This window comes from Kocuria atrinae (assembly GCF_039531425.1).
Classification (GTDB): Bacteria; Actinomycetota; Actinomycetes; order Actinomycetales; family Micrococcaceae; genus Kocuria; species Kocuria atrinae.
In genome coordinates, this window is sequence record NZ_BAAAQA010000011.1 from 17,317 (window position 1) to 37,041 (window position 19,725).

The 19,725-nt window shown below is 63.6% G+C and carries 20 protein-coding genes, 1 tRNA gene and 1 riboswitch; of the genes, 11 read left to right on the forward strand and 10 right to left on the reverse strand.

The features are described from left to right. Positions 1-42: 42 nt before the first annotated feature. The 6 genes from ABD283_RS05475 to ABD283_RS05500 all read right to left on the reverse strand — a co-directional run bounded on the left by ABD283_RS05475 (position 43) and on the right by ABD283_RS05500 (position 4,914). A complete protein-coding gene (locus tag ABD283_RS05475) occupies positions 43-879 on the reverse strand; it encodes a carbohydrate ABC transporter permease (protein ID WP_344223985.1) in 837 nt (278 codons plus the stop codon). A 6-nt stretch (positions 880-885) separates the two neighbouring features. Then, positions 886-1,854, reverse strand: coding sequence for a carbohydrate ABC transporter permease (locus ABD283_RS05480; RefSeq protein ID WP_344223986.1), 969 nt, complete (start codon positions 1,852-1,854; stop codon positions 886-888). Beyond that, positions 1,851-3,167: an extracellular solute-binding protein gene (locus ABD283_RS05485; RefSeq protein WP_425552802.1), complete on the reverse strand. Its 1,317-nt coding sequence runs from the start codon at positions 3,165-3,167 to the stop codon at positions 1,851-1,853. The genes ABD283_RS05480 and ABD283_RS05485 overlap by 4 nt, the downstream gene beginning before the upstream one ends. Positions 3,168-3,295: 128 nt before the next feature. Next, positions 3,296-4,216, reverse strand: a complete 921-nt coding sequence (locus tag ABD283_RS05490; protein WP_344223987.1) for an AEC family transporter — start codon at positions 4,214-4,216, stop codon at positions 3,296-3,298. Positions 4,217-4,310: 94 nt separating this feature from the next. Next, positions 4,311-4,763 (reverse strand): aspartate 1-decarboxylase, encoded by a 453-nt coding sequence (gene panD, locus ABD283_RS05495; RefSeq protein ID WP_016997739.1) that lies wholly within the window; start codon positions 4,761-4,763, stop codon positions 4,311-4,313. 77 nt (positions 4,764-4,840) lie between these two features. Continuing rightward, positions 4,841-4,914 (reverse strand) — tRNA-Gly (locus tag ABD283_RS05500). A gap of 218 nt (positions 4,915-5,132) precedes the next feature. Here ABD283_RS05500 and dcd point away from each other — a divergent pair. After that, the gene (gene dcd, locus ABD283_RS05505) at positions 5,133-5,711 is read left to right on the forward strand and encodes a dCTP deaminase (protein WP_344223988.1); all 579 of its coding nucleotides are present in this window, start codon (positions 5,133-5,135) and stop codon (positions 5,709-5,711) included. A 72-nt stretch (positions 5,712-5,783) separates the two neighbouring features. Here the strand turns inward: dcd and ABD283_RS05510 are convergent, their stop codons facing one another. Further along, positions 5,784-7,106, reverse strand: a complete 1,323-nt coding sequence (locus ABD283_RS05510) for an MFS transporter (protein ID WP_344223989.1) — start codon at positions 7,104-7,106, stop codon at positions 5,784-5,786. A 223-nt stretch (positions 7,107-7,329) separates the two neighbouring features. Between ABD283_RS05510 and ABD283_RS05515 the strand changes: the two genes are divergently transcribed. The 10 genes from ABD283_RS05515 (at position 7,330) to ABD283_RS05560 (ending at position 17,534) form a co-directional block, all read left to right on the forward strand. After that, a complete protein-coding gene (locus ABD283_RS05515) occupies positions 7,330-10,440 on the forward strand; it encodes a Na+/H+ antiporter subunit A (RefSeq protein ID WP_344223990.1) in 3,111 nt (1,036 codons plus the stop codon). Continuing rightward, positions 10,437-11,027 carry a Na(+)/H(+) antiporter subunit C gene (locus ABD283_RS05520; RefSeq protein WP_344223991.1) on the forward strand — a complete coding sequence of 197 codons (591 nt, stop codon included), beginning with the start codon at positions 10,437-10,439 and terminating at the stop codon, positions 11,025-11,027. The genes ABD283_RS05515 and ABD283_RS05520 overlap by 4 nt, the downstream gene beginning before the upstream one ends. Then, positions 11,024-12,661 carry a Na+/H+ antiporter subunit D gene (locus tag ABD283_RS05525; protein ID WP_344223992.1) on the forward strand — a complete coding sequence of 546 codons (1,638 nt, stop codon included), beginning with the start codon at positions 11,024-11,026 and terminating at the stop codon, positions 12,659-12,661. The genes ABD283_RS05520 and ABD283_RS05525 overlap by 4 nt, the downstream gene beginning before the upstream one ends. Continuing rightward, positions 12,658-13,305, forward strand: a complete 648-nt coding sequence (locus ABD283_RS05530; RefSeq protein WP_344223993.1) for a Na+/H+ antiporter subunit E — start codon at positions 12,658-12,660, stop codon at positions 13,303-13,305. Before ABD283_RS05525 ends, ABD283_RS05530 begins: the two co-directional genes overlap by 4 nt. 3 nt (positions 13,306-13,308) lie before the next feature. After that, positions 13,309-13,572 (forward strand): MrpF/PhaF family protein, encoded by a 264-nt coding sequence (locus ABD283_RS05535; protein ID WP_344223994.1) that lies wholly within the window; start codon positions 13,309-13,311, stop codon positions 13,570-13,572. Then, complete coding sequence (gene mnhG / locus ABD283_RS05540) at positions 13,569-13,934, forward strand: monovalent cation/H(+) antiporter subunit G (RefSeq protein WP_344223995.1); 366 nt, start codon at positions 13,569-13,571, stop codon at positions 13,932-13,934. Before ABD283_RS05535 ends, mnhG begins: the two co-directional genes overlap by 4 nt. 94 nt (positions 13,935-14,028) lie before the next feature. Beyond that, on the forward strand, positions 14,029-14,298 hold the full coding sequence (locus tag ABD283_RS05545; RefSeq protein WP_344223996.1) for a DUF4235 domain-containing protein: 270 nt from the start codon (positions 14,029-14,031) through the stop codon (positions 14,296-14,298). Positions 14,299-14,388: 90 nt separating this feature from the next. Then, a riboswitch (TPP riboswitch) is annotated at positions 14,389-14,495 on the forward strand. A 59-nt stretch (positions 14,496-14,554) separates the two neighbouring features. After that, positions 14,555-15,172 (forward strand): ECF transporter S component, encoded by a 618-nt coding sequence (locus tag ABD283_RS05550; RefSeq protein ID WP_344223997.1) that lies wholly within the window; start codon positions 14,555-14,557, stop codon positions 15,170-15,172. Continuing rightward, positions 15,169-16,740, forward strand: a complete 1,572-nt coding sequence (locus tag ABD283_RS05555) for an ABC transporter ATP-binding protein (RefSeq protein WP_425552803.1) — start codon at positions 15,169-15,171, stop codon at positions 16,738-16,740. Before ABD283_RS05550 ends, ABD283_RS05555 begins: the two co-directional genes overlap by 4 nt. Further along, the gene (locus ABD283_RS05560; RefSeq protein ID WP_344223999.1) at positions 16,737-17,534 is read left to right on the forward strand and encodes an energy-coupling factor transporter transmembrane component T family protein; all 798 of its coding nucleotides are present in this window, start codon (positions 16,737-16,739) and stop codon (positions 17,532-17,534) included. Before ABD283_RS05555 ends, ABD283_RS05560 begins: the two co-directional genes overlap by 4 nt. Before the next feature lie 94 nt (positions 17,535-17,628). On the opposite strand, the gene ABD283_RS05565 is transcribed toward ABD283_RS05560, so the two are convergent. Genes ABD283_RS05565 through ABD283_RS05575 form a run of 3 tightly spaced genes read right to left on the reverse strand, consistent with a single transcriptional unit; the run spans position 17,629 to position 19,636 of the window. Next, positions 17,629-18,522: an aminotransferase class IV gene (locus ABD283_RS05565; protein ID WP_344224000.1), complete on the reverse strand. Its 894-nt coding sequence runs from the start codon at positions 18,520-18,522 to the stop codon at positions 17,629-17,631. Further along, on the reverse strand, positions 18,519-19,151 hold the full coding sequence (locus tag ABD283_RS05570) for a uridine kinase family protein (RefSeq protein WP_344224001.1): 633 nt from the start codon (positions 19,149-19,151) through the stop codon (positions 18,519-18,521). Before ABD283_RS05570 ends, ABD283_RS05565 begins: the two co-directional genes overlap by 4 nt. Further along, complete coding sequence (locus ABD283_RS05575; RefSeq protein ID WP_344224002.1) at positions 19,148-19,636, reverse strand: low molecular weight protein-tyrosine-phosphatase; 489 nt, start codon at positions 19,634-19,636, stop codon at positions 19,148-19,150. The genes ABD283_RS05570 and ABD283_RS05575 overlap by 4 nt, the downstream gene beginning before the upstream one ends. Between the last annotated feature and the right edge of the window lie 89 nt (positions 19,637-19,725).

Below are 19,725 nucleotides of genomic sequence, written 5' to 3' on the forward strand. Positions count from 1 at the left end.
CCTAACTGTGATTGAGCTTGAAGTGTTGAGGGACCGGCGGGATCAACCCTTGACCGCGCCCTGGGTCAAACCGGAAACGATCTGGCGCTGGAAGGCCAGCACCAACAGCACCACGGGAATGGTCACGATGATGGCCGCAGCGGAGATGGCACCGGCGGGATCCTCGAACTGCGAGTCACCCGTGAAGAACGCCAAAGCTGCGGGAACCGGTCGTGCGGCCGACGTGGAGGTCAAACCAATGCCGTACACGAAGTCGTTCCACGCAATGAAGAACGCAATGATCGCGGTGGTGAACACACCGGGCGCGGTCAACGGGACGATCACCTTGCGGAACGCCTGCCAGGTGGAGGCGCCGTCAACCTGTGCCGCGCGCTCCAGGTCCCACGGGATCTGCTGGAAGAAAGCCGCCAGCGTCCAGATGGAGATCGGGAGAGTCAGGGACAGGTAAGGAATGATCAGACCGAGCCAGGTGTCGTACAGACCCACCTGACGCCACAGGTTGAACAGCGGCGTCACGATGGAGATCACCGGGAACATGGACACCATCAACGCGGTGGTGAGAATGATGCGCTTACCCGGGAAATCCAGTCGTGCAATGGCGTAGGCGCACAGGGTGGCCAACACCACTGCGATGAAGGTGGCGATCAATGAGATGCCAATCGAGTTGCGCAGTGCCGGCAGGAACAGGTCCTGCGCGTCACCCACGAAGATCTGCTCGTAGTTGTCCGTGACGAACTCGGCGGGTATGAACTTGCCGGAGCTCAGATCGGCCGGGGTCTTGAACGAGGTCATCAGGATGGACAGCACCGGGAACAGTGCGTAGATCAGCACCAATACGGTGACGATGGCCCATCCGACTTTTTGCTTAGTGCTCAACATGGCGGATTACCTGCCCTTCCCATTGCCGGCCAGATCCACCTTGAAGACCTTGATTGCCACGAATGCTATGAGCATCACGCACAGGAACAAGATCACGGAGATCGCCGAGCCGAGACCAATTTCCAGGCGTCCGATGGAGGTGCGATACGCGAGCAGCGAGAGCGCCTCCGTACCGTACTGGCCCTGGGTCATGATGAAAATATTGTCGAAGATGCGGAACGCATCCAGCGCGCGGAACACCACGGCCACCATGATGGCGGCCTTCATGTTCGGCAGGATCACCTTGGTCAGACGCTGCCATGCGGATGCGCCGTCAACACGAGCTGCCTCAGTGAGTTCACCCGGGACCTGAGCCAGGCCGGAGAGCAGCAGCAGCGAGATGAACGGTGTGGTCTTCCAGATCTCGGAGGCCATGATGATACTCAAAGCCGGGCCTGCCGAGGAGAACCAGTTGAAGTCGGGGCCAATACCGGGCACCCAGTCGAACCAGTTGTTCACGTAACCGGTGGTGATGTCGAACGCGTAGAACCACGCGAACGCGGAGACCACGGTGATGATGCCGTAGGGCACCAGGATCGCGGTGCGCAGCAGACCACGGGTGGCCTTGATGGCGCTGTGCATGACAAGCGCGAGCGCCAGGCCAAGCACGAGTTCCACGCCCACGGTGACCACGGTGATCAACAGGGTGACACCCAGGTCTCGCCAGAAGACGATGTCGGAAAAGACCGTGACGTAGTTGCCCAGGAATACGAATTCCTTGTCACCCGGAGCCGTGAGGCGGAAGGAGAACAGGGAGTCGTAAATCGCCTGCACGATGGGGTACAGGGTCACGAGCAACATGACCAGGAATGCGGGACCGGCCAGCAACCAACCGAGCTTGCGCTCCGACTTGGCCCGGTCCGAAATCTGCCGCTTGGCCTTGGGTGCCGTGGCCGACTGAGGTGATTGGGTCGAAGAGTCGACTGTAGTACTCACAGCAGCGCATCTCCCTTCAGGACTTCCTCAATAAAGGTGGCGGTCTCCTTGGGAGTGTTCTCGTTTACTTCCTGAGGAGGAGTCCACTCCTGCTGAATGGCGGTGGAAATCTCGTTGTAGTACGGAGTTTGCGGGCGCGGTGCCGCGTTGTCCAGAGATTCCCGGATGACCGGGGCCATGGGGTAGGCCTCCCGCACCGCGGGATCGTCGAAGGCCTTCGCGGAGGACGGCGGGTTGCCGTTGGTCGCGAAGTACTGGGACTGGTGTTCGGGAGTGACGATGCACTCCACGGCCTCCCACGCGAGGTCCTGGTTCTGGGAGTCGGCACCCACGCCGATGTTGATGCCGCCCAGCGGGGCGGCCGACTGGGTGTCCGCGTTCACGCGGGGGTACTGGGTCCACCCGATGTCGTCGACCATGGCCTTGTCCAAGGAGCCGTCCTCGACGGCGCCGTTGGAAGCCGCCCAGACGAACGGCCAGTTCACCATGAAGGAACCGTCGTCGCCTTGGAACTGGATCATGGAGGCGTTCTCGTCCTCGGTGGGAAGCCCGGGTCCGCCCAGGCCGTCCTTACCAATAGTGCCGATGATCTCGGCGGCCTTCTGGCCGGCTTCGGTATCGAGCGTGATATCCGCGTCCTGGCCCTCTTCAGCGGCGGTGATGATCTCTCCGTCCGCCGATTCGATCAGAGCGTTGACCCACACGGTCATGGACTCCGCCTGGGTTCCCTGGACACCCAAGTACTTGTCCTGGTCTCGTGCGGCCTTGATGATCTGATCCCAGGTCACGGGTTTGGACATGTCCAGGCCCGCGGCTTCCGCTACCGACTTGCGGTACCAGAGCAATTGCGTGTTGGCCCAGAACGGAACGGCCACGACCTCGCCGTTCCACTTGGCGCCCTCGAGCGGGCCCTCCAACGTATCGACGGTGGCCCGTTCGACCACATCCGCCGGTGGCTTGGCCAGGAACCCGGGCTCGGCGAGTTCGGGTACGAACGGCGGGTCCAGGCTCATGATGTCCATGGACGTGTCACCGGCTGCCAGACGACGGGCCAACTGCTCGCGCTGCGACGATGCATCGCGGGGCAGCAGGGACGTCTCGATCTTGTACTTCCCGTCCGACGCCGCGGAGCACTGTTCCGCGATCTCGGCCTGGCCGCCGTCATCCGGGTTGATATACCACGTGAGCGTGGGTGGACCCGATTCCTGCGAACCGCACGCGGTCAGCAACATTGCTGACGCGCCCGCGAGCGCTACTGCGCCTCGGATCCGGCGCCCCCTCCGCGCCGTGCGTGGTGTGTGAGTGGCTTTCACTATGTTTCCTCCCCTGTGGCAAGGTCATGCACTGGGCAGTGAGCCCGTGGACCCGAGGAGGGTCAGCAGGCTGCTCAGCTTGTACTCAGTCTATTGGTGGGGCATTTCACACCGACTGACCGACGCGATCACGAAAGAACTACGGCAATGATTGCCATGGTGACCATCGAGAACACTGTGGTGACCAATACTGTGTCACGGCTCACAGTGGTTGCGCGGTTATATCGTACCGCCGCGACATAGAGATTTTGCGCAGTGGGCAGGGACGCCATGATTACGGCGGCGTAGAGGGGGTGGCCTTCAAGGCCGAGTAAGAGCCCCAGAAGCAGTGCCAGCGCGGGGTGGACGAAGAGTTTTGCGAAGGACGCGATCAGGGTGTCCGTACGTTCGCGCTTGTCGGAAAGGGGTCGGGAGCCCACCAGCGACATGCCGAAAGCCAGCAGCATGGCGGGAATGCTGGCACCGGCCACCAGCTCGATGGGCTGCAATACCAAATCGGGTAATTGCCATCCGGTGGCCCCGAACAGAATGCCCAGCAGGGACCCGACGATCAGGGGGTTGGTGAAGGTGTTCTTGATGATCGACCACGGTGTGGGCCGGTGACCGTCCGTGAGCGTGTCCATGGCCGTGAGGTACAGCGGCGAGTTGATGGCCAATTGGAACAGCATCACGGGGGCCACTTGCGAGGCATCCCCCAGGACGAACATCGCGATGGGTATGCCTAGATTGGCGGCGTTCACCTGAGCGGCAGCTTGCGATCCCATGACCACGGTGGACGCATCGCGTTTGAGGGCGTACCGGGCGACCGCCGCATACAGGGCCATGGTCAACCATGCCGAAACGGCGGCAATCAGGAGCGGCGTGGAAAACATCTGTGCGATGTCAGCTTGCGAAATGGTCAGGAAGAGCAGGGGCGGGGAGGCCACGTAGAAAGAGAGCTTGGACAGCACCACCTGCCCGTGGGGGCCCAGGAAACCGGAGCGGCCCACCAGGAAACCCACTCCGATGACGGTCCAGATGATGAAGAAACCGGAGAAAACGCCGCTCATGGACAAGACTCTTCAGCCGTGTCGAACCGCCAGTGGGGAACGGAGGTAAGCCTGCGGCAATTCACTCCGGACGCAGTAATCACCGTGAGCGCGATTAAAGTGCCGCTACAGCGGCGTCTTCCTGAGCTTCCGTGTGATCGCGGGCCTGTGGCGGGCGGACCATATCGCCGGTCACGGCATCCGCGGGGTCCGAACCCAGCGCCACGATCTTGTTGTTCTCGTCCACATGGACCACATGAGGGTTGTAGTTCTGGGCTTCTGCGGTGTCCATGAGCCCGTAGGAAATCAGGATCACCAGGTCACCGGGGTGCACCAGGTGGGCCGCCGCTCCGTTGATGCCGATCACGCCGCTGCCGCGCTCGCCGGCGATCGTGTACGTCTCGAGACGGGCCCCGTTGTCGATGTCCACGATGGAGACCTGTTCGCCCGGAAGAATGTTGGCGGCGTCCAGTAGATCCTGATCCACGGTCACGGAACCCACGTAGTGCAGGTCAGCCTGGGTGACAGTTGCTCGGTGGATCTTTCCGGTGAACATGGTGCGCAACATGGGTGCTCCTCGACGCGTGCAATGTGTAACACAAACCCCGGGTCCTCGAAGGTTTCCCGGGGTGGTGGCGCGATCTGTGGAGCGGCTGACGGGAATCGAACCCGCGTATCAGGCTTGGGAAGCGTGCGCTCTACCATTGAGCTACAGCCGCGCGTTGCACCAATCAGACCTGTCGGCCCGATTGAACGCCACCGAGTCTACAACAACTTCCGCGGGAACTTTCTTCCCGGACATCGCACACCCGAGGTGAACGGACTTCATGATCAGGCCAGTCAGCAGGCGGGGCTCGAGCCGGCCAGGCGTGTGGTCATGGGAAGGCGCGCTCACGAGGAGGAGCGCTGACCGTTACCGGTGCACTACCGTGTAATCGTGCTCATTTCCGATCGTGACATTCGCAGCCTCATGGATTCCGGCCGTGTGAAGTTGGAACCGTACGACCCCACCATGATCCAGCCCGCCAGTGTGGACGTCCGCCTGGACCGGTGGTTCCGGTTGTTCGACAACCACAAGTACGCGCACATCGATCCCGCGCAGGAACAGCCGGAGCTTACTCGGCTGATCGAGGTCGACCCCGAGGAGCCATTCGTGCTGCATCCCGGCGAGTTCGTCCTGGGTGCCACGTACGAGAAAGTCACGCTCCCGGACGACGTAGCCGCGAGACTCGAGGGCAAATCCTCCCTGGGTCGGCTGGGCCTTCTCACGCACTCCACCGCCGGGTTCATCGACCCCGGTTTCTCCGGTCACGTCACGCTGGAGCTGTCCAACATGGCCACGCTCCCCATCAAACTGTGGCCCGGTTCCAAGGTGGGGCAGCTGTGCTTCTTCCAGCTGTCCTCCGCAGCGGAGCACCCTTACGGCAGTGGTACCTACGGCAACCGGTACCAGGGTCAACGTGGCCCCACGGCGTCGCGGAGCCACCTGAACTTCCATCGGTCACCCATCGAATAGCCCCCGCAAAACGCTGATTCGCATATCAACGCCGCATATGTCTTCAAGGGCATATGCGGCTTTCTTGCGTGACTAGGCCTGAACGGTCGTGAATCCCTTGGGCGGTTTGGGAGTGAAGAGCAGCAGGAGCAGTCCCACGCCCACCACACTCAGGATGCCCAGGATGCCCCAGATCTGGGCACCGAGAGCGGTCACGAAAATGCCGAACATCATGGGAGCCAGAAAGCTGACCGCGCGGCCGGTGGTTGCATACAGCCCGAAGATCTCGCCCTCTCGACCCGGCGGGGACAACCGGCCGAGATAGGTTCGCGACGCTGCCTGGGCGGGACCCACGAAAAGGCAGAGCGCCAGACCACACACCCAGAATGCGGTGGAACCTTCCCAGAACAACAAGACGGAACCAGCGACCATGATCCCGAGCAACGACACGATGATCACGGCGCGGGGGCCCGCGGCGTCGTCGAATTTGCCGCCCACGATCGCGCCGAGCGCGGCGGCGATATTGGCGACCACCGCGAAAATGATGACCTCGGACATCGAGAAACCAAAGGTGCCGGCGGCAAGCACACCACCGAACGTAAAGATGCCGGCCAGGCCGTCGCGGAAGATTGCGGAGGACAGTAGGAAGTACACGGTGGCGGGGGAGCGGCGCCAGACGCGCGCGATAGTTCTGAAGAGCTCGACGTAGGACGCCAAGATGCCGCGAGGCTTGGTGGGTGCTGCGACGTCGTCGGCCCTCTCGAGAGGGCGGTAAGGCATGGAACGGGCGCGCACCATCAGGGGTAACGAGAATGCGAGAACCCACGCGGCGCTGAACAGGGCTACGGCACGGTAGTTGAGGGCGTCATCGGTCGGAATGCCCAGGAACCCTGGCTGAACAAAACCGAAGAGCACGAAGGCCAACGCCACGATGCCGCCCAGGTAACCGGCACCCCAGCCCCAACCGGAGACCGCACCGATTTTCTTGGGTCCGGCCAGACCGGGGAGCATGGCGTTGTAACTGACCTGTCCGAATTCCGTCACGATGCTGGCGATCGCGATCATGGCCACACCGAACACCAAGAACGACGGTTCGGGCCGGGCGAAGAAAGCCAGCCCCGTGAACAGTGCCAACAAGACGGTGTTGACGTTGAGGAATCGCGCGCGGGAACGGGGTTGGTCCGAGCGTTGACCCACGAGAGGCGCGGTGAGGGCAATGATGAAACCCGCTGCGGCCATGCCGACGCTGAGCACGGTGGATGTGTGCTCCGGGGATCCGAACGACGAGCTGGTGAGGTACACCGTGAAGACGAACGTGAGCATGATCGCGCTGAAGGCGGAGGTTCCGGTGTCCCACAAGCACCAGGCGAGGACCTGTTTGCGCGTTCCCACGGTCTCCCAGGCTTGAGTCTCCATGGCCCCACACTAGGGCCCTTTCGTGACCCGCGGGTAAAGAACGGCCGGGTGTGGCTCGTGCTGTGTGCCCGTCGTTTCACCGAGAGGAAAAAGTGGACGTGTCATTTATGTGCTTTGTTAGCATTGATGAAAATCTTCCGACCCGTGCAACCAGGGTAGAACCGTGCCTTTCGTGGGGGTCATGTCCATTCCGTCCGTGACCTCCAGAGAGGTTTAGGTTTCTATGCTCGCTGTGCTGCTCATCCACGGCCTTGCAGCCCTGTGCGCACCAGCGATCCTCAAGCGAACCGGGCGATCCGGCTTTTACGCCGTGGCACTCGTGCCCCTCGGTTCTCTGATGTGGCTGTTCACCCAGACCCCCCGTGTCTACTCCGGGGAGACCCACGAGTGGTACAGCACCTTTGAGTGGATCCCGCAGCTGGGGATCACCCTGTCCTTCCGCATGGACGCGCTCGCCTACATGATGAGCCTGCTGATCCTGGGTGTGGGCGCTCTCGTGTTGATCTACTGTGCGCGGTACTTCAAGTCGGACGCGGACGGGATCGGTGCCTTCGCAGCTCAGCTCGTGGCGTTCGCTGGAGCCATGTTCGGTCTGGTTACCGCGGACGACCTCCTGGTGCTGTTCGTCTTCTGGGAAATCACTTCGGTTCTGTCGTTCCTGCTGATCAGCTATTCACGCACCAAGCTCGCGGCCCGCCGTGCCGCACTGCAGGCGCTGGTGATCACCACCGCGGGTGGCCTGGCCATGCTCGTGGGCATGATCATGCTGGGGGAGGCCGCCGGTACGTACCGCGTCTCACAAATCGTCGACGCCGCCCCGGAACTGATCGCCTCGTCCGCCACCATCAACGCCGCCATCGTTCTGATCCTGGCCGGAGCGATCTCCAAGTCCGCGTTGTTCCCCACCCACTTCTGGCTTCCCGCGGCCATGGCGGCGCCCACCCCGGTCTCCGCCTACCTGCACGCCGCGGCCATGGTCAAGGCCGGTATCTACCTGGTGGCGCGCTTCGCCCCCGGGTTCACCGCGACCGAATGGTGGTTGCCCGTCACCGTGTCGCTCGGCTTGGCCACCATGATTTTCGGTGGCTGGGTCGCTCTGCGGCAGTTCGACCTCAAACTCATCCTGGCCTACGGCACCGTGAGCCAGTTGGGCTTCATCACCGCGGTCATCAGCTTCGGTTCCGCGGACACCGCCATGGCGGGCATGGGCATGGTCATGGCCCACGGTCTGTTCAAGGCCACGTTGTTCTTGTGCGTGGGCATCATCGACCACCAGGCCGGAACGCGTGACATCCGCCGTTTGTCCGGTGTCGGCCGCAGCGCACCCAAGTTGTTCATTGTTGCTCTCATCGGTGCCGCGTCCATGGCGGGGCTCCCCCCGCTGTTCGGCTTCGTGACCAAGGAGGCCGTGCTCACGGGGCTCGTGGATCACAGCTCGGAACCGGTCGGCATGATCCTGCTGGTGGGCGTGGTTGTCGGCTCCATCCTGACCTTCGCCTACAGCGCCCGCTTCATGTGGGGTGGCTTCGCCCGCAAACCGGGGCATTTCTCCGAGCTGGACACCGCCGAGGACGGCCAGTCGGTCATTGGCGATTTCAAGCCCGTGCCGTGGGGTTTCATCCTTGCCCCTGCCATTCTGTCCCTGCTCACCGTGGTCTTCGGCCTGTATCCCAAGCCCATGGAAGCGGGTATCAAGCCCTATCAGGAAGAGTTCTCGGACGCGGCTGAATCCGGCGTGCATCTGGTCCTGTGGCACGGATTCACCGTGGCTCTGGGGCTGTCCGCGCTCATCATCGCGGTGGGCGCCGTGCTCTACTTCGCCCGTCGCCCGGTGGAGCAGTTCCAGGACAAACTGCCGGAGGTCCCCACCGGTGACTTCGTCTACCGTAGGGTCGTCAACGCCCTGGACCTGGTGGCCGTGTGGATCACCGGCCGCACCCAGCGTGGTTCGTTGAAGTTCTACCTGTCGGTCATCCTGGTCACCGCGATCGTGGTGCCCCTGGTTGCGCTGTTCTGGTATGAGACCCCGCCATTGGCAGATACCCGCTACGCGGATTCCCCGGGGCAGTTGGTCACCGGTATCGCCATGGTCATCGCGGCGTTGCTGGTACTCACCGCCGGCAAACGCTTCCTGGCCGTACTTCTGGTCTCCGTGACCGGTTATGGTCTGGCGCTGATCTTTGCCCTGCAGGGAGCCCCGGACCTGGCCCTGACCCAGACTCTGGTGGAAACCATCTCGTTGGTGGCTTTCGTCCTGGCACTGCGTTCGCTTCCCGGTCCCTTGTGGAACCGGCGCCCCGCCGGGCGCAAAGCGTTCCGCGTGATCTTCTCCGTGGTGTTCGGTCTGTTCATGATGGCTCTGGCCGCGTTCTCGATCTCGTCCCGTTCCGCGGAGCGGATCTCCCTGGAGCTACCGCGCCTTGCCTACGAAGAGGGCGACGGCGCCAACGTGGTCAACGTGCTGCTGGTCGACATCCGCGCCTGGGACACCTTTGGCGAGATCACCGTGCTGGTGGTGGCCGCCACCGGTATCGCGTCCCTGATCTTCGTTAAGAGCCGCGGGGACAGGCTGCGCAGCGAGCGGCATCAGCTGGACACCTCAGAGCTCAAGGTGATCCGCAGCATGAACGCAGCCGCGCATTCCCACAACGTCAACACCCAGCAGCTGGACCTGGCGCGGCGCTTCACGTCCCGCCCGGATGCGGATCCGTTCATTCTGGCCGGTCGCACGCTGGCACCCGAGCGACGCTCCATCATCTTCGAAGTGATCGCCCGATTGCTGTTCCACACCTTCATGATGGTGTCCCTCTACTTCCTGATCGCGGGTCACAACGACCCCGGTGGCGGCTTCGCCGGTGGCCTCATGGCCGCCCTGGCCCTCACGCTGCGCTACCTTGCGGGTGGCCGGTACGAGCTGGAACGGGCCACGCCGGTCAACGCCGGCTGGATGCTCGGCGCGGGTCTGGCTATCGCGTCGCTTTACGCCATCGCCCCCGTGTTCTTCGGCGGCACGGTCATGCAGAGCTACACGTTCGAATGGGACATGATCATCTTTGGCCACGTGAAGTTCGTGACCGCGCTGATCTTCGATGTCGGTGTGTATCTGATTGTGATCGGGCTGGTGTTGGACATCCTGCGGTCCCTGGGCGGTCGGATCGATGAGCGCAAGGAACGCGAGGCCTTCGACAACGCCGCCAAGGAAGGCCGTGGTTCTCGTATTCGCGTGACCCGAACCGGCCCGTCCGTTTCCGCCCACCGCGTGGACAATTCCGCTTCGTCCCCGGGCTCCGGCGGCGCGGGGCGGGGCACCAACCCCCCGGAGGTGCAGGGATGACTGTCAACCTGACACTGCTCGTCGTGATGGGCGTGCTGTATGCCGTGGGCGTTTACCTGCTCCTGGAGCGTTCCATGACCCGGGTTCTGCTGGGCATCATGCTCCTGACCAACGGCACCAACCTGCTGATCCTGCACACCGGTGGGGTCCCGGGATTCGCCCCGCTCTACGACAAGAATCTTGATGGCTCCCAGTACTCGGATCCGCTGCCGCAGGCGTTGATCCTGACATCCATCGTGATTTCGCTGGCCACCACGGCCTTCATCCTGAGCATGATCTATCGCTCGTGGACCCTGGCCCGCCGCGATGAGATCCAGGACGACCTGGAAGACCGTCGCGTGGCCCAGCAGGACGCCTACGACGCCGAGGACGACGACGCCCTGCCCCAGGACTCCTCCGAATTCGATGACGCGGATGACCTGCCCGCCCGTCCACGCCACAACGAAGAGGAAGCCACTGAGTCCCCGGGACATCATCGAGCACAGCACCTGGCGGCCCCCGCGTCGCCGGACTACATCGAGCACGCTGAGGGCCACCGCTACGAAGATCACGGGCCTGAAGACACCGGACGGGAGGATCGGTCATGAGTTATGACTTTGCGCAATTGGCGCCGCTGGCCGTGGTGATCCCGTTCCTGAGTGCGGCCATGAACCTGCTGATCGTGCACCGTAACCGGTTGCAGCGGTTCGTGACCATCGGAGCCATGAGCCTGACACTGGCTCTGAACGTTCTGATCATGATCACCGTGTGGAACCAAGGTCCGCAGGTCATTCACCTGGGTGAGTGGGCAGCGCCCTTCGGCATCGTGATGGTGGTTGATCAGCTGTCCTCGCTCATGCTCGTGGTATCCGTGGTCGTGTCGCTGGCGGTGCTGATCTACGCCGCGGGTGAAGGTGTTGCCGACGGCGACGACGAGGGCCCCATCTCGATCTTCTACCCCACGTTCTTGATCCTGGTGGCCGGTGTCTCCAACGCGTTCCTGGCCGGGGATCTGTTCAACCTGTACGTGGGCTTCGAGATCCTGTTGACGGCCTCCTACGTGTTGCTGACCATGGGTGGAACCACCCAGCGCATCCGGGCGGGCGTCACCTACGTGGTGGTCTCGGTGATCTCATCCGTGCTGTTCCTGATTTCGATCGGCATGATCTACGGCGCCACGGGCACCGTGAACATGGCGGACCTGTCCATGAAGTTGGCGGACCTGCCCCAGGGCACTCAGATGCAGTTGCACTTGATGCTGCTCATCGCCTTCGGGGTCAAGGCCGCGGTCTTCCCGCTGTCCTTCTGGCTGCCCGACTCCTACCCCACGGCCTCCGCCCCGGTGACCGCGGTGTTCGCGGGTCTGCTGACCAAGGTGGGCGTCTACTCCATCATTCGAACCGAGACTCTGTTGTTCCCCGGAACGCAGATCAACGAGCTGTTGATGTGGGTGGCCCTGCTCACCATGGTGGTGGGCATTCTGGGTGCGCTCGCGCAGATCGACATCAAACGTATGCTCTCGTTCACGTTGATTAGCCACATCGGGTACATGATCTTCGGTATCGCGGTGGGCACCGAGGAAGCCTTGGCTGCGGTGGTCTACTACATCGCCCACCACATCGTGATCCAAACCAGTTTGTTCCTGGTGGCCGGGTTGATCGAGCGGCGCGGTGGTTCCACCAACGTGGACCGACTGGCGGGCATGCTCAAGATTTCACCGCTGCTGGGCATCCTGTACATGATCCCGGCGCTCAACCTGGGCGGCATTCCACCGTTCTCCGGTTTCCTGGGCAAGGTGGGACTCCTGGAAGCGGGTGTGAGCCGCGGAACCGGACTGGACTACCTCCTGGTGGGGGTCAGCGTGTTCGTCTCCCTGCTGACCCTGCTGGCCCTGATCCGCGTGTGGATCCGCGTGTTCCTGCGCAGCGTTGACGACGCCGAGTACCCGGACCCCGTGCTGCGGGCGACCACCGTGGACGGCAAACGTCCCCGGACCTCCGGTCCGGCCTCTCGCGATGAGTCGAGCACGTTCGCCGGCCGGGAAGCGGTGGTTCTCATGCCGAGCTTCATGGTGGGTGCCACCACCGCTCTGGTGGCCGTGGGTGTGGCCCTGACCGTCTTTGCCGGTCCGCTGTTCGACCTGGCGGATAACGCCTCGCAGAACCTGATCAACCCGGACCGTTACATCGAAGCCGTTTTCGCCCCGGTGGGCCAGGGCGGCGTGAGCGAGGAGGCACGATGAGTACTTCTCCCACACTGAAGCGTTCCCAGAGCACGTTCCGCGCCGACATCCCTCTGCTGTTGTGGTTGGTCGTGGTGTGGGGTGCTCTCTGGGGCGACTGGAGCCTGGGGAACCTGGCCTTCGGGCTGATCCTGGCCTTGATCGTGACGCGAGCCCTAACCCTGCCGCCGATCAAACTGTCGGGTCGCTTCAACGTGATCCACTTCGCGGTCTTCGTGGTGACGTTCGTGTGGCAGGTCGCCAAGGCGAGTTTCCACGTGTTCAAGCTCGCTCTCGTCCAGGGACCCACGGTGCACAACGCCGTGGTGGGTGTGAAGCTCAGGCAGAACAACGACCTGCTGATGACCGCGGTGGGCCACACCATGGCGCTGATCCCCGGTTCGTTGGTGGTCGAGGTGGACCGTGGCTCGGGCATCCTCTACTTCCACGTGTTGGACGTCTCGAACGAGGAGCAAGCGGAGATCTTCCGTAAGTCCGCTCTGCGGACCGAAGCGGCCTGGATCCGGATCATGGGCAGCAAGGCGGACTTGGCTGAATTGAAGCAGGAGTCCAGAGGCGATGACACCACTGCCACGGGCATGGTCCACTCGCCGTCCACCCAGATGCACCGTGCGAACGAGGCATCCGACCGGGGAAAGGAGTAAACCGTGTTCGAGATAGCAGTGTGGATCTGCGGAGTTCTCCTGGTACTGGCTGCGGCCGGAGCCATTTATCGCCTGGCCAAGGGGCCGTCGCTCCTGGATCGCGTGATCGCCAGTGACGTTCTGCTGGCCATTGTGGGTGCCTCACTGGCCATTGAGATGGTCTACAACCACCACATGAACAACATCTTCTTGTTGGTCATTGTCTCGCTCATCGGGTTCCTGGGATCCGTGACCGTGGCCCGCAACGTGGGAACGGGGAAGTCATGACGCTCGAACTCATTCTGGATATCGTGGCCGCCGTGTGCATGGTGGTCGGTTGTTTGATGTCCCTGGCCGCCGCCGTGGGTCTGGTGCGATTCCCGGATCTGCTGTCTCGCATGCACGCGGGTACCAAGCCCCAGGTGTTCGGCCTGTTGTTGCTGCTGACTGCGGTGGCGATCGAGGGCCGTGACCCCAAGATGATTCCGCTGCTGATCCTGGCGTGGCTGTTCATGCTGCTCACCGTGCCGGTCTCGGCGCACATGGTGGGTCGCTCCGCGTACCGCTCCAAGCACCTGCACGAGGAGAACCTCACCCAGGACGACCTGAAGAATGTGGTCGAGTACGCAAGCACTCGGCGCGAGGACTAAATTTTCAGCTCGATACGGGCTGAAGTTGTCGAAGTACTACCCGGCGATTCGTATGCTTGGTAAGAAAACTGAGAACCCTGATGAGGAGAGTCACATGAGCAAAGTTATCGATTTGGCCAGCACCGCGGCATCCTTGGGCGGTACCGCTCTGTCCACCAAAATCCTGACCGCGGGATGGAAGCGGGTCACCGGCAACGAGCCCCCCGCCAAGAACCCGGATCCGGACGAGGCATGGCGCGACATCATCGTGTGGGCTCTGCTCACCGGCTTGGTGACCACCCTGGTCAAGGTGGGCGTTCAGCGTGCCATGCACAAGCTGGACACCGACGACGATCAGGACAACACGTCACAGTCCGAGATCTGAGTTCCTCGGACCGCCTGAAGCGGCGGGGTTGCGTTCATCGAACGCGACCCCGCCGCTTCTTTCGGTCTGTGGTTGTGGTCTAGGATGAGCTACTAACGACAGGGGAGCGCCCGAGTGGCGCTGAGAGTGCGCACCAGCGCAGACCCTCGAACCTGATCCGGGTCATACCGGCGATAGGGAGTCGAGCATCTCAAAGGACCCGTGCACGATCCGTGCGCGGTTCTTTCCCCTCCTGTACTCATCAGGAGGATGAAACATGACACAGGTTCAGACGAACACATCTCGCACGCGCAAGACCACGCCCCAGAAGTCCTGGCGGGTGGTCGACATCGTGGTGGTGGCGGTACTGGCGGCTGTGTGCGCCGTCGTCTTCTGGGCGTGGGCCAACCTGCTGTACCCCGTAGCGACCACGGCTGCGGTCGCCTACCCGCCGGCCACGGGCTTGATCGGTGGCGGTTGGCTGATCGCCGGAACTCTGGGTGCGCTGATCATTCGTAAGCCCGGTGCGGCAATTTTCTGCGAACTGCTCGCGGCCGTACTGGAGGGATTCCTGGGCACGCACTTCGGGTGGACCGTGATCATTTCCGGTTTGATCCAGGGTGCGGCCGTGGAGATCGTGTTCCTGCTGACCCGCTACCGGAAGTTCGGACTGGCCGTTGCCACGGCGGGTGGCGCTTTGGCTGGCCTGTTCATGGGCGTCAGCGAGAACATCATGTACAACTTCGAATGGGCGCTTGACCAGCAAGTGGTCTACGCGTCTCTCACCACGCTGTCCGGCGCGGTCATCGCCGGTGTCCTGATGTGGCTGGTCACCCGGGCGTTGCAGAAAACGGGTGTGCTCAACGGCCTGGTATCGGGCGCAGCACGGCGATGAGTTCGCGGGTGGCGGTTGAGCAACGCGGGGCGGAAGTGGTGCTCACGGAGTTCGGCTGGCACTACCCGGGGCGTGATCGGCCGTCCCTGAGCGCGGTCAGCGCCCGGATCCGACCCGGCGAACGCGTGATGCTGTTGGGCCCGTCTGGAGCCGGCAAATCGACGCTGCTGCAGGCCATGGCCGGGGTCGAACAGGACCCGGACGGCGAATCCCGCTCCGGGGACCTCACGGTCAACGGCCTGGACCCGCGCGACGCCCGCGGGTCGGTGGGCTTCATGCACCAGGACCCGGAGACGCAGGTCATCCTGGCGCGCGTGGGTGACGACGTCGCTTTCGGCCTGGAGAATCTCGCCGTACCTCGCGAGCAGATCTGGGGCCGCGTGGGCGCGGCCCTGGCCGAGGTCGGGTTGGACTTACCTCTTGAGCACTCCACGACGGCGCTGTCCGGGGGTCAGAAGCAGCGTCTCGCGCTGGCCGGAACCATGGCCATGCGCCCCAAACTCCTGCTGTTGGACGAACCGACTGCGAGCGTGGACGAGCAGGGAGCGATAGAGCTGCGAGACGCCGTGAACCGCGCCGTAACGCAGGTCGGCACCACTCTGATCGTGGTCGAGCACAGGGTGGGCCTGTGGGAGTCGGTGGTGGACCGAGTCATCGTGCTCGATGACAACGGAAGCATTGCCTTCGACGGCCCCGCCCGGGAGGTCCTCGTGGACGCCCGCGAGCTGTTGCAACGCCAGGGCACGTGGGTTCCGGACTGGACCCCGCAGACTCGGCCCGCCCCGGTCAGGGAATCGCAGGCCGCTCCGTTGTTGGAAACGCGAGGACTGGCCGTGAGCCGCACGCAATCGAGCTCGCGTGCGGTGGCGCGGCGGCGTCGTCGGGAGCGGAAGGCTTGGTCCCGCGGGAATTCTACGCAGGGCGACATATACGTAACTGAGAATGTTATTCCGACGGCCGCGAATATCAACCTGACCGTCCGAGCGGGCCAGGCTCTGGCCATCACGGGCGAGAACGGCGCGGGAAAGTCCACGCTGGCGTTGACGCTGGCTGGCTTGCTCTTGCCGTGCGCGGGAACCGTGAGGGCCACCGAGGCCTTGGCCGGGAACGCGCCCGCAGACCCTTCGCTGTGGGAGGGGACCGAACTCATCACCCGAATCGGCAGCGTGTTCCAACACCCCGAGCATCAATTCCTATGCTCCACCGTGCGGGCCGAACTGGAATACGGGCCGCTACAAGCAGCACGCCGCGGGGCGGGACCCGGCGTGGACGAGGAACGCATCAACACTCTGCTGGACCGTCTTGACCTTGCGGACATTGCCGATGCCAACCCGTTCACGCTGTCCGGTGGCCAGAAGCGGCGGCTGTCCGTGGCCACCGTGCTGGCATCCGCCCCGGACGTGCTCATCCTGGACGAACCCACCTTTGGCCAGGACGCACAGACCTGGCGTGAACTGGTCAACATGCTGGTCGAGGAGATGGAACGCGGCACCGCAGTGGTGGCCGTGACCCACGACCGGGAACTGATCGCAGCACTCGACGCCCAGGAAATGAGGTTGGGAACATGAGCGTAACCGCCATTGCGGACACCGCCCGGTTCAGCCCGGTGGGCCGCTCCAATGCCGTGATCAAACTGCTGGGGGCCCTGCTCATCACGGTGGTTCTCGTGGTGAGCGCGGACCCGGTGACCAGCGGCATCGCCCTGCTCGGTCAACTGATCCTGCTCAGCGCGGCAGGACAGAAACCGCTCCGACTGTTCCTCACCCTGTGGCCGATTACCGTGGCCGCGATCATCAGCGGTTGGGGTACGGCCATGCTGTCCCCGGAGGGCGGCACGGTGCTGCTGAGCCTGGGGTGGGTCACCGTGACCACCGGCTCGCTGGCGGCCGGTGCCGCCATTGCGTTGCGTGGCTTGGCCATTGCGCTGCCCGGCATCACCGTTCTGCTCACCACCGATCCCACCGACCTGGCTGACGGGTTGGCGCAGACCCTGAGGCTGCCCGAGCGGTTCGTACTGGCCTCACTGGCGGCGTTGCGTTTGGTGGAGGTCATGGTCAAGGAATGGTCCGTGTTGGCTTCCGCTCGGCGCGCTCGCGGGGCGGGTAATGACCGCGGGCCGGTGGGCATGGCCAAGGAATTCGGAGGTCAGGCTTTCACCCTGCTGGTCCAGTCGCTGCGCCGCGCCACGCGTCTGGCCATGACCATGGAAGCACGCGGGTTCGGAGCTGGTAAGCGCACGTGGGCGCGCGTTCCGCGTTACAGCCGCGTGGACCTGTACACGGGCGGTGCCGCGGTGCTGATCGCGGTGGGAGCCTTGGCGGTCTCCCTGCTGCTGGGTACGCACCGGTTCATCTGGCAGTAACCGTGCCTGGGGCTCCGAGACCCAGGGGCCTCCGGCACTGTGCCACTGGTTGATCGGCACGGTGTTATCTCGGTGTGGTCCCAGGTGCTACGGGTCAGTGACCCACCAGATACCCCGTGAGCAAATCTGTGAGCTCTCCACTGTGCGGAAGCGGTTGCTGATCCAGGCGCACCACGGGAACGGCGAGCCGCACGGACGAGGTGAGCCATACGGCGTCGGCGCGCAGTAGGTCCGCCGGGTAGATCGGCCCGTAATCGATGCGCCAGCCGTCCTGGCGGGCCGCTGCGAAAATGCGGGCCTGCGAGGTACCCGGCAGGATGCCGTGCGATGGCTCCGGGGTCACCAGGGTGCGTTCGCCGTGGCCGGTGCGCGCGCAGATCACGGACGACGTCGCGGCCTCTAGTACGCGACGATCGGTCGAGGTGGTGAAGATGGCCTCGTCCGCACCGAGATCGCGTGCGTGGCGCAGAGCGGCCATGTTGACCGCATAGGAGAGGGTCTTGGCTCCGGGGAGCAGCCACGCGCAGCCGGAGTCTTCCGCCGGATCATGACCGCGTTGCAACAGTACGGCTGAGACACCGCTGCGCCGCACTGCGAACGTGGCCGCACCCACGGGTGTCACGGTGAGCCACGCCCAGGGAGTTCCACCGGGGGCACCGCGACTGATGCTCAGCTTGATGGTGTGTTCGGCACCCAGTCCGGCGTCGCCTCCGGCACCAGCGTTGGACAATCCCAGTTCGATGGCAACCCGGCAGGACTGTTCCGAAGGCACCGGGAGCTGGGCCAGCCGAGCGGAGGCACACAACCGACGGTAGTGCGCTCCGAACTTGTAGACCTCACCGTCCAGCGCGTGCATGGTTTCGAAGACACCGTCGCCGCGGGTCAGTCCCTCGTCATCGATGAGGACCAGCGGACGAGCGGGATCCACCAGGTGGGGCTCCTGGTCCACCGGTGCCATCATGACCACGGCGCGCTGCACGCCGCTCACGACTGACCCCGCCCGTCCTCGGACGATGTTGCTGATTCCGGGGCCGGGCCGGGGTGCAGAACGTCCGCGTTCTCCCAGACCGGATCCTCCGACAGATAGGCCTGTTCCTGCTCCGCCCACATGTCCCAGAATTTCTCGTAGGAACGACCGTCCCGTTCGAGCGCTCGCATCTTTCGCAGTGCCGCGGGAAGCTCAACCCACACTGATGAATCGAGCAGCGGGCGGGCTAGTTGATTGCAGGCTCCCACGCCCTCAACCAGCACGATTTCCGCGGCGCGGGTCAGCCGGGGAGTGCCGGGTTCGTTAGTCAGCCAGTCCCACGCGGTCCAGTGCGCGTCCTGCCCCTTGCGCAAGGGTTTGAGGACCTCATTCACGTACTGGTCGATTCCCTCTTCCAAACCGTTCCACCCCGGATAAATGTCCTCTAGATGGAACACCGTGACATCGTGCCGGCGATCCAGTACCGCCGCGAGCTGGGCGGTCAGAGTGGTTTTACCGGCACCCGACCGGCCATCGATGCCGATGATGAACGGCCGTTGCGTGGGCACGGGAAGCAGTCGCGCCAGGTTCACGCCCTCCGGATAGGCCGCGAACAGGGCGTCGTCGAAATTTTCCTCGGGGTCGATCACGGTGTCTTGAGCCTCTGGGAGACCTCGGAAATCACGTGGGGCACGGCCTCACGGATCTGTTCCCAGGCCAGGTCGAAGTCATCGGCGCCGCCGTACCAAGGGTCGGCAATGCCCAGGTCATCCTCGCCGCTGTCCTGCTCGCCAAAGGAACGCATGAGCCGCACCTTCTCGGAGTGGTCATCGCCCAGCCGACGGCGCAGCTCGGCTTGGTGCGCGGCCGTCATGGCCAGCAGGAGATCGGCATCCTGCAGCTCGTCATCGGTGATGCGGTGGGCCTGGTGATCCGGCAACTCGAGATCGTTGCGGGACAACACGGTCACGGCGCGGGGGTCCACGGGGTTGCCGTGCTCCTCGTCGCTGATTCCGGCGGAGATCACGCTCACTCGATCCTGCAGGCCTGCGTTCTCCAACTCAGCATTGAGTAGGGCGTGAGCCATGGGGGAACGACAGATGTTGCCGGTGCACACCGTGACGATTTTGAACATGACTCCCACTTTACGAAACTTTGCCCTCATGTGACGGCTTCGGTTCGTTCCGCCCACAGAAATGGGGGCTCGATGCCGGTTGGCACCGA

Bases quoted from the DNA above. Each gene is read 5' to 3' on its own strand.
- ABD283_RS05475 (WP_344223985.1), bottom strand. From the start codon at position 879: ATGTTGAGCACTAAGCAAAAAGTCGGATGGGCCATCGTCACCGTATTG.
- ABD283_RS05490 (WP_344223987.1), bottom strand. From the start codon at position 4,216: ATGAGCGGCGTTTTCTCCGGTTTCTTCATCATCTGGACCGTCATCGGA.
- panD (WP_016997739.1), bottom strand. From the start codon at position 4,763: ATGTTGCGCACCATGTTCACCGGAAAGATCCACCGAGCAACTGTCACC.
- ABD283_RS05510 (WP_344223989.1), bottom strand. From the start codon at position 7,106: ATGGAGACTCAAGCCTGGGAGACCGTGGGAACGCGCAAACAGGTCCTC.
- ABD283_RS05515 (WP_344223990.1), top strand. From the start codon at position 7,330: ATGCTCGCTGTGCTGCTCATCCACGGCCTTGCAGCCCTGTGCGCACCA.
- ABD283_RS05520 (WP_344223991.1), top strand. From the start codon at position 10,437: ATGACTGTCAACCTGACACTGCTCGTCGTGATGGGCGTGCTGTATGCC.
- ABD283_RS05525 (WP_344223992.1), top strand. From the start codon at position 11,024: ATGAGTTATGACTTTGCGCAATTGGCGCCGCTGGCCGTGGTGATCCCG.
- ABD283_RS05530 (WP_344223993.1), top strand. From the start codon at position 12,658: ATGAGTACTTCTCCCACACTGAAGCGTTCCCAGAGCACGTTCCGCGCC.
- mnhG (WP_344223995.1), top strand. From the start codon at position 13,569: ATGACGCTCGAACTCATTCTGGATATCGTGGCCGCCGTGTGCATGGTG.
- ABD283_RS05545 (WP_344223996.1), top strand. From the start codon at position 14,029: ATGAGCAAAGTTATCGATTTGGCCAGCACCGCGGCATCCTTGGGCGGT.
- ABD283_RS05550 (WP_344223997.1), top strand. From the start codon at position 14,555: ATGACACAGGTTCAGACGAACACATCTCGCACGCGCAAGACCACGCCC.
- ABD283_RS05555 (WP_425552803.1), top strand. From the start codon at position 15,169: ATGAGTTCGCGGGTGGCGGTTGAGCAACGCGGGGCGGAAGTGGTGCTC.
- ABD283_RS05560 (WP_344223999.1), top strand. From the start codon at position 16,737: ATGAGCGTAACCGCCATTGCGGACACCGCCCGGTTCAGCCCGGTGGGC.
- ABD283_RS05575 (WP_344224002.1), bottom strand. From the start codon at position 19,636: ATGTTCAAAATCGTCACGGTGTGCACCGGCAACATCTGTCGTTCCCCC.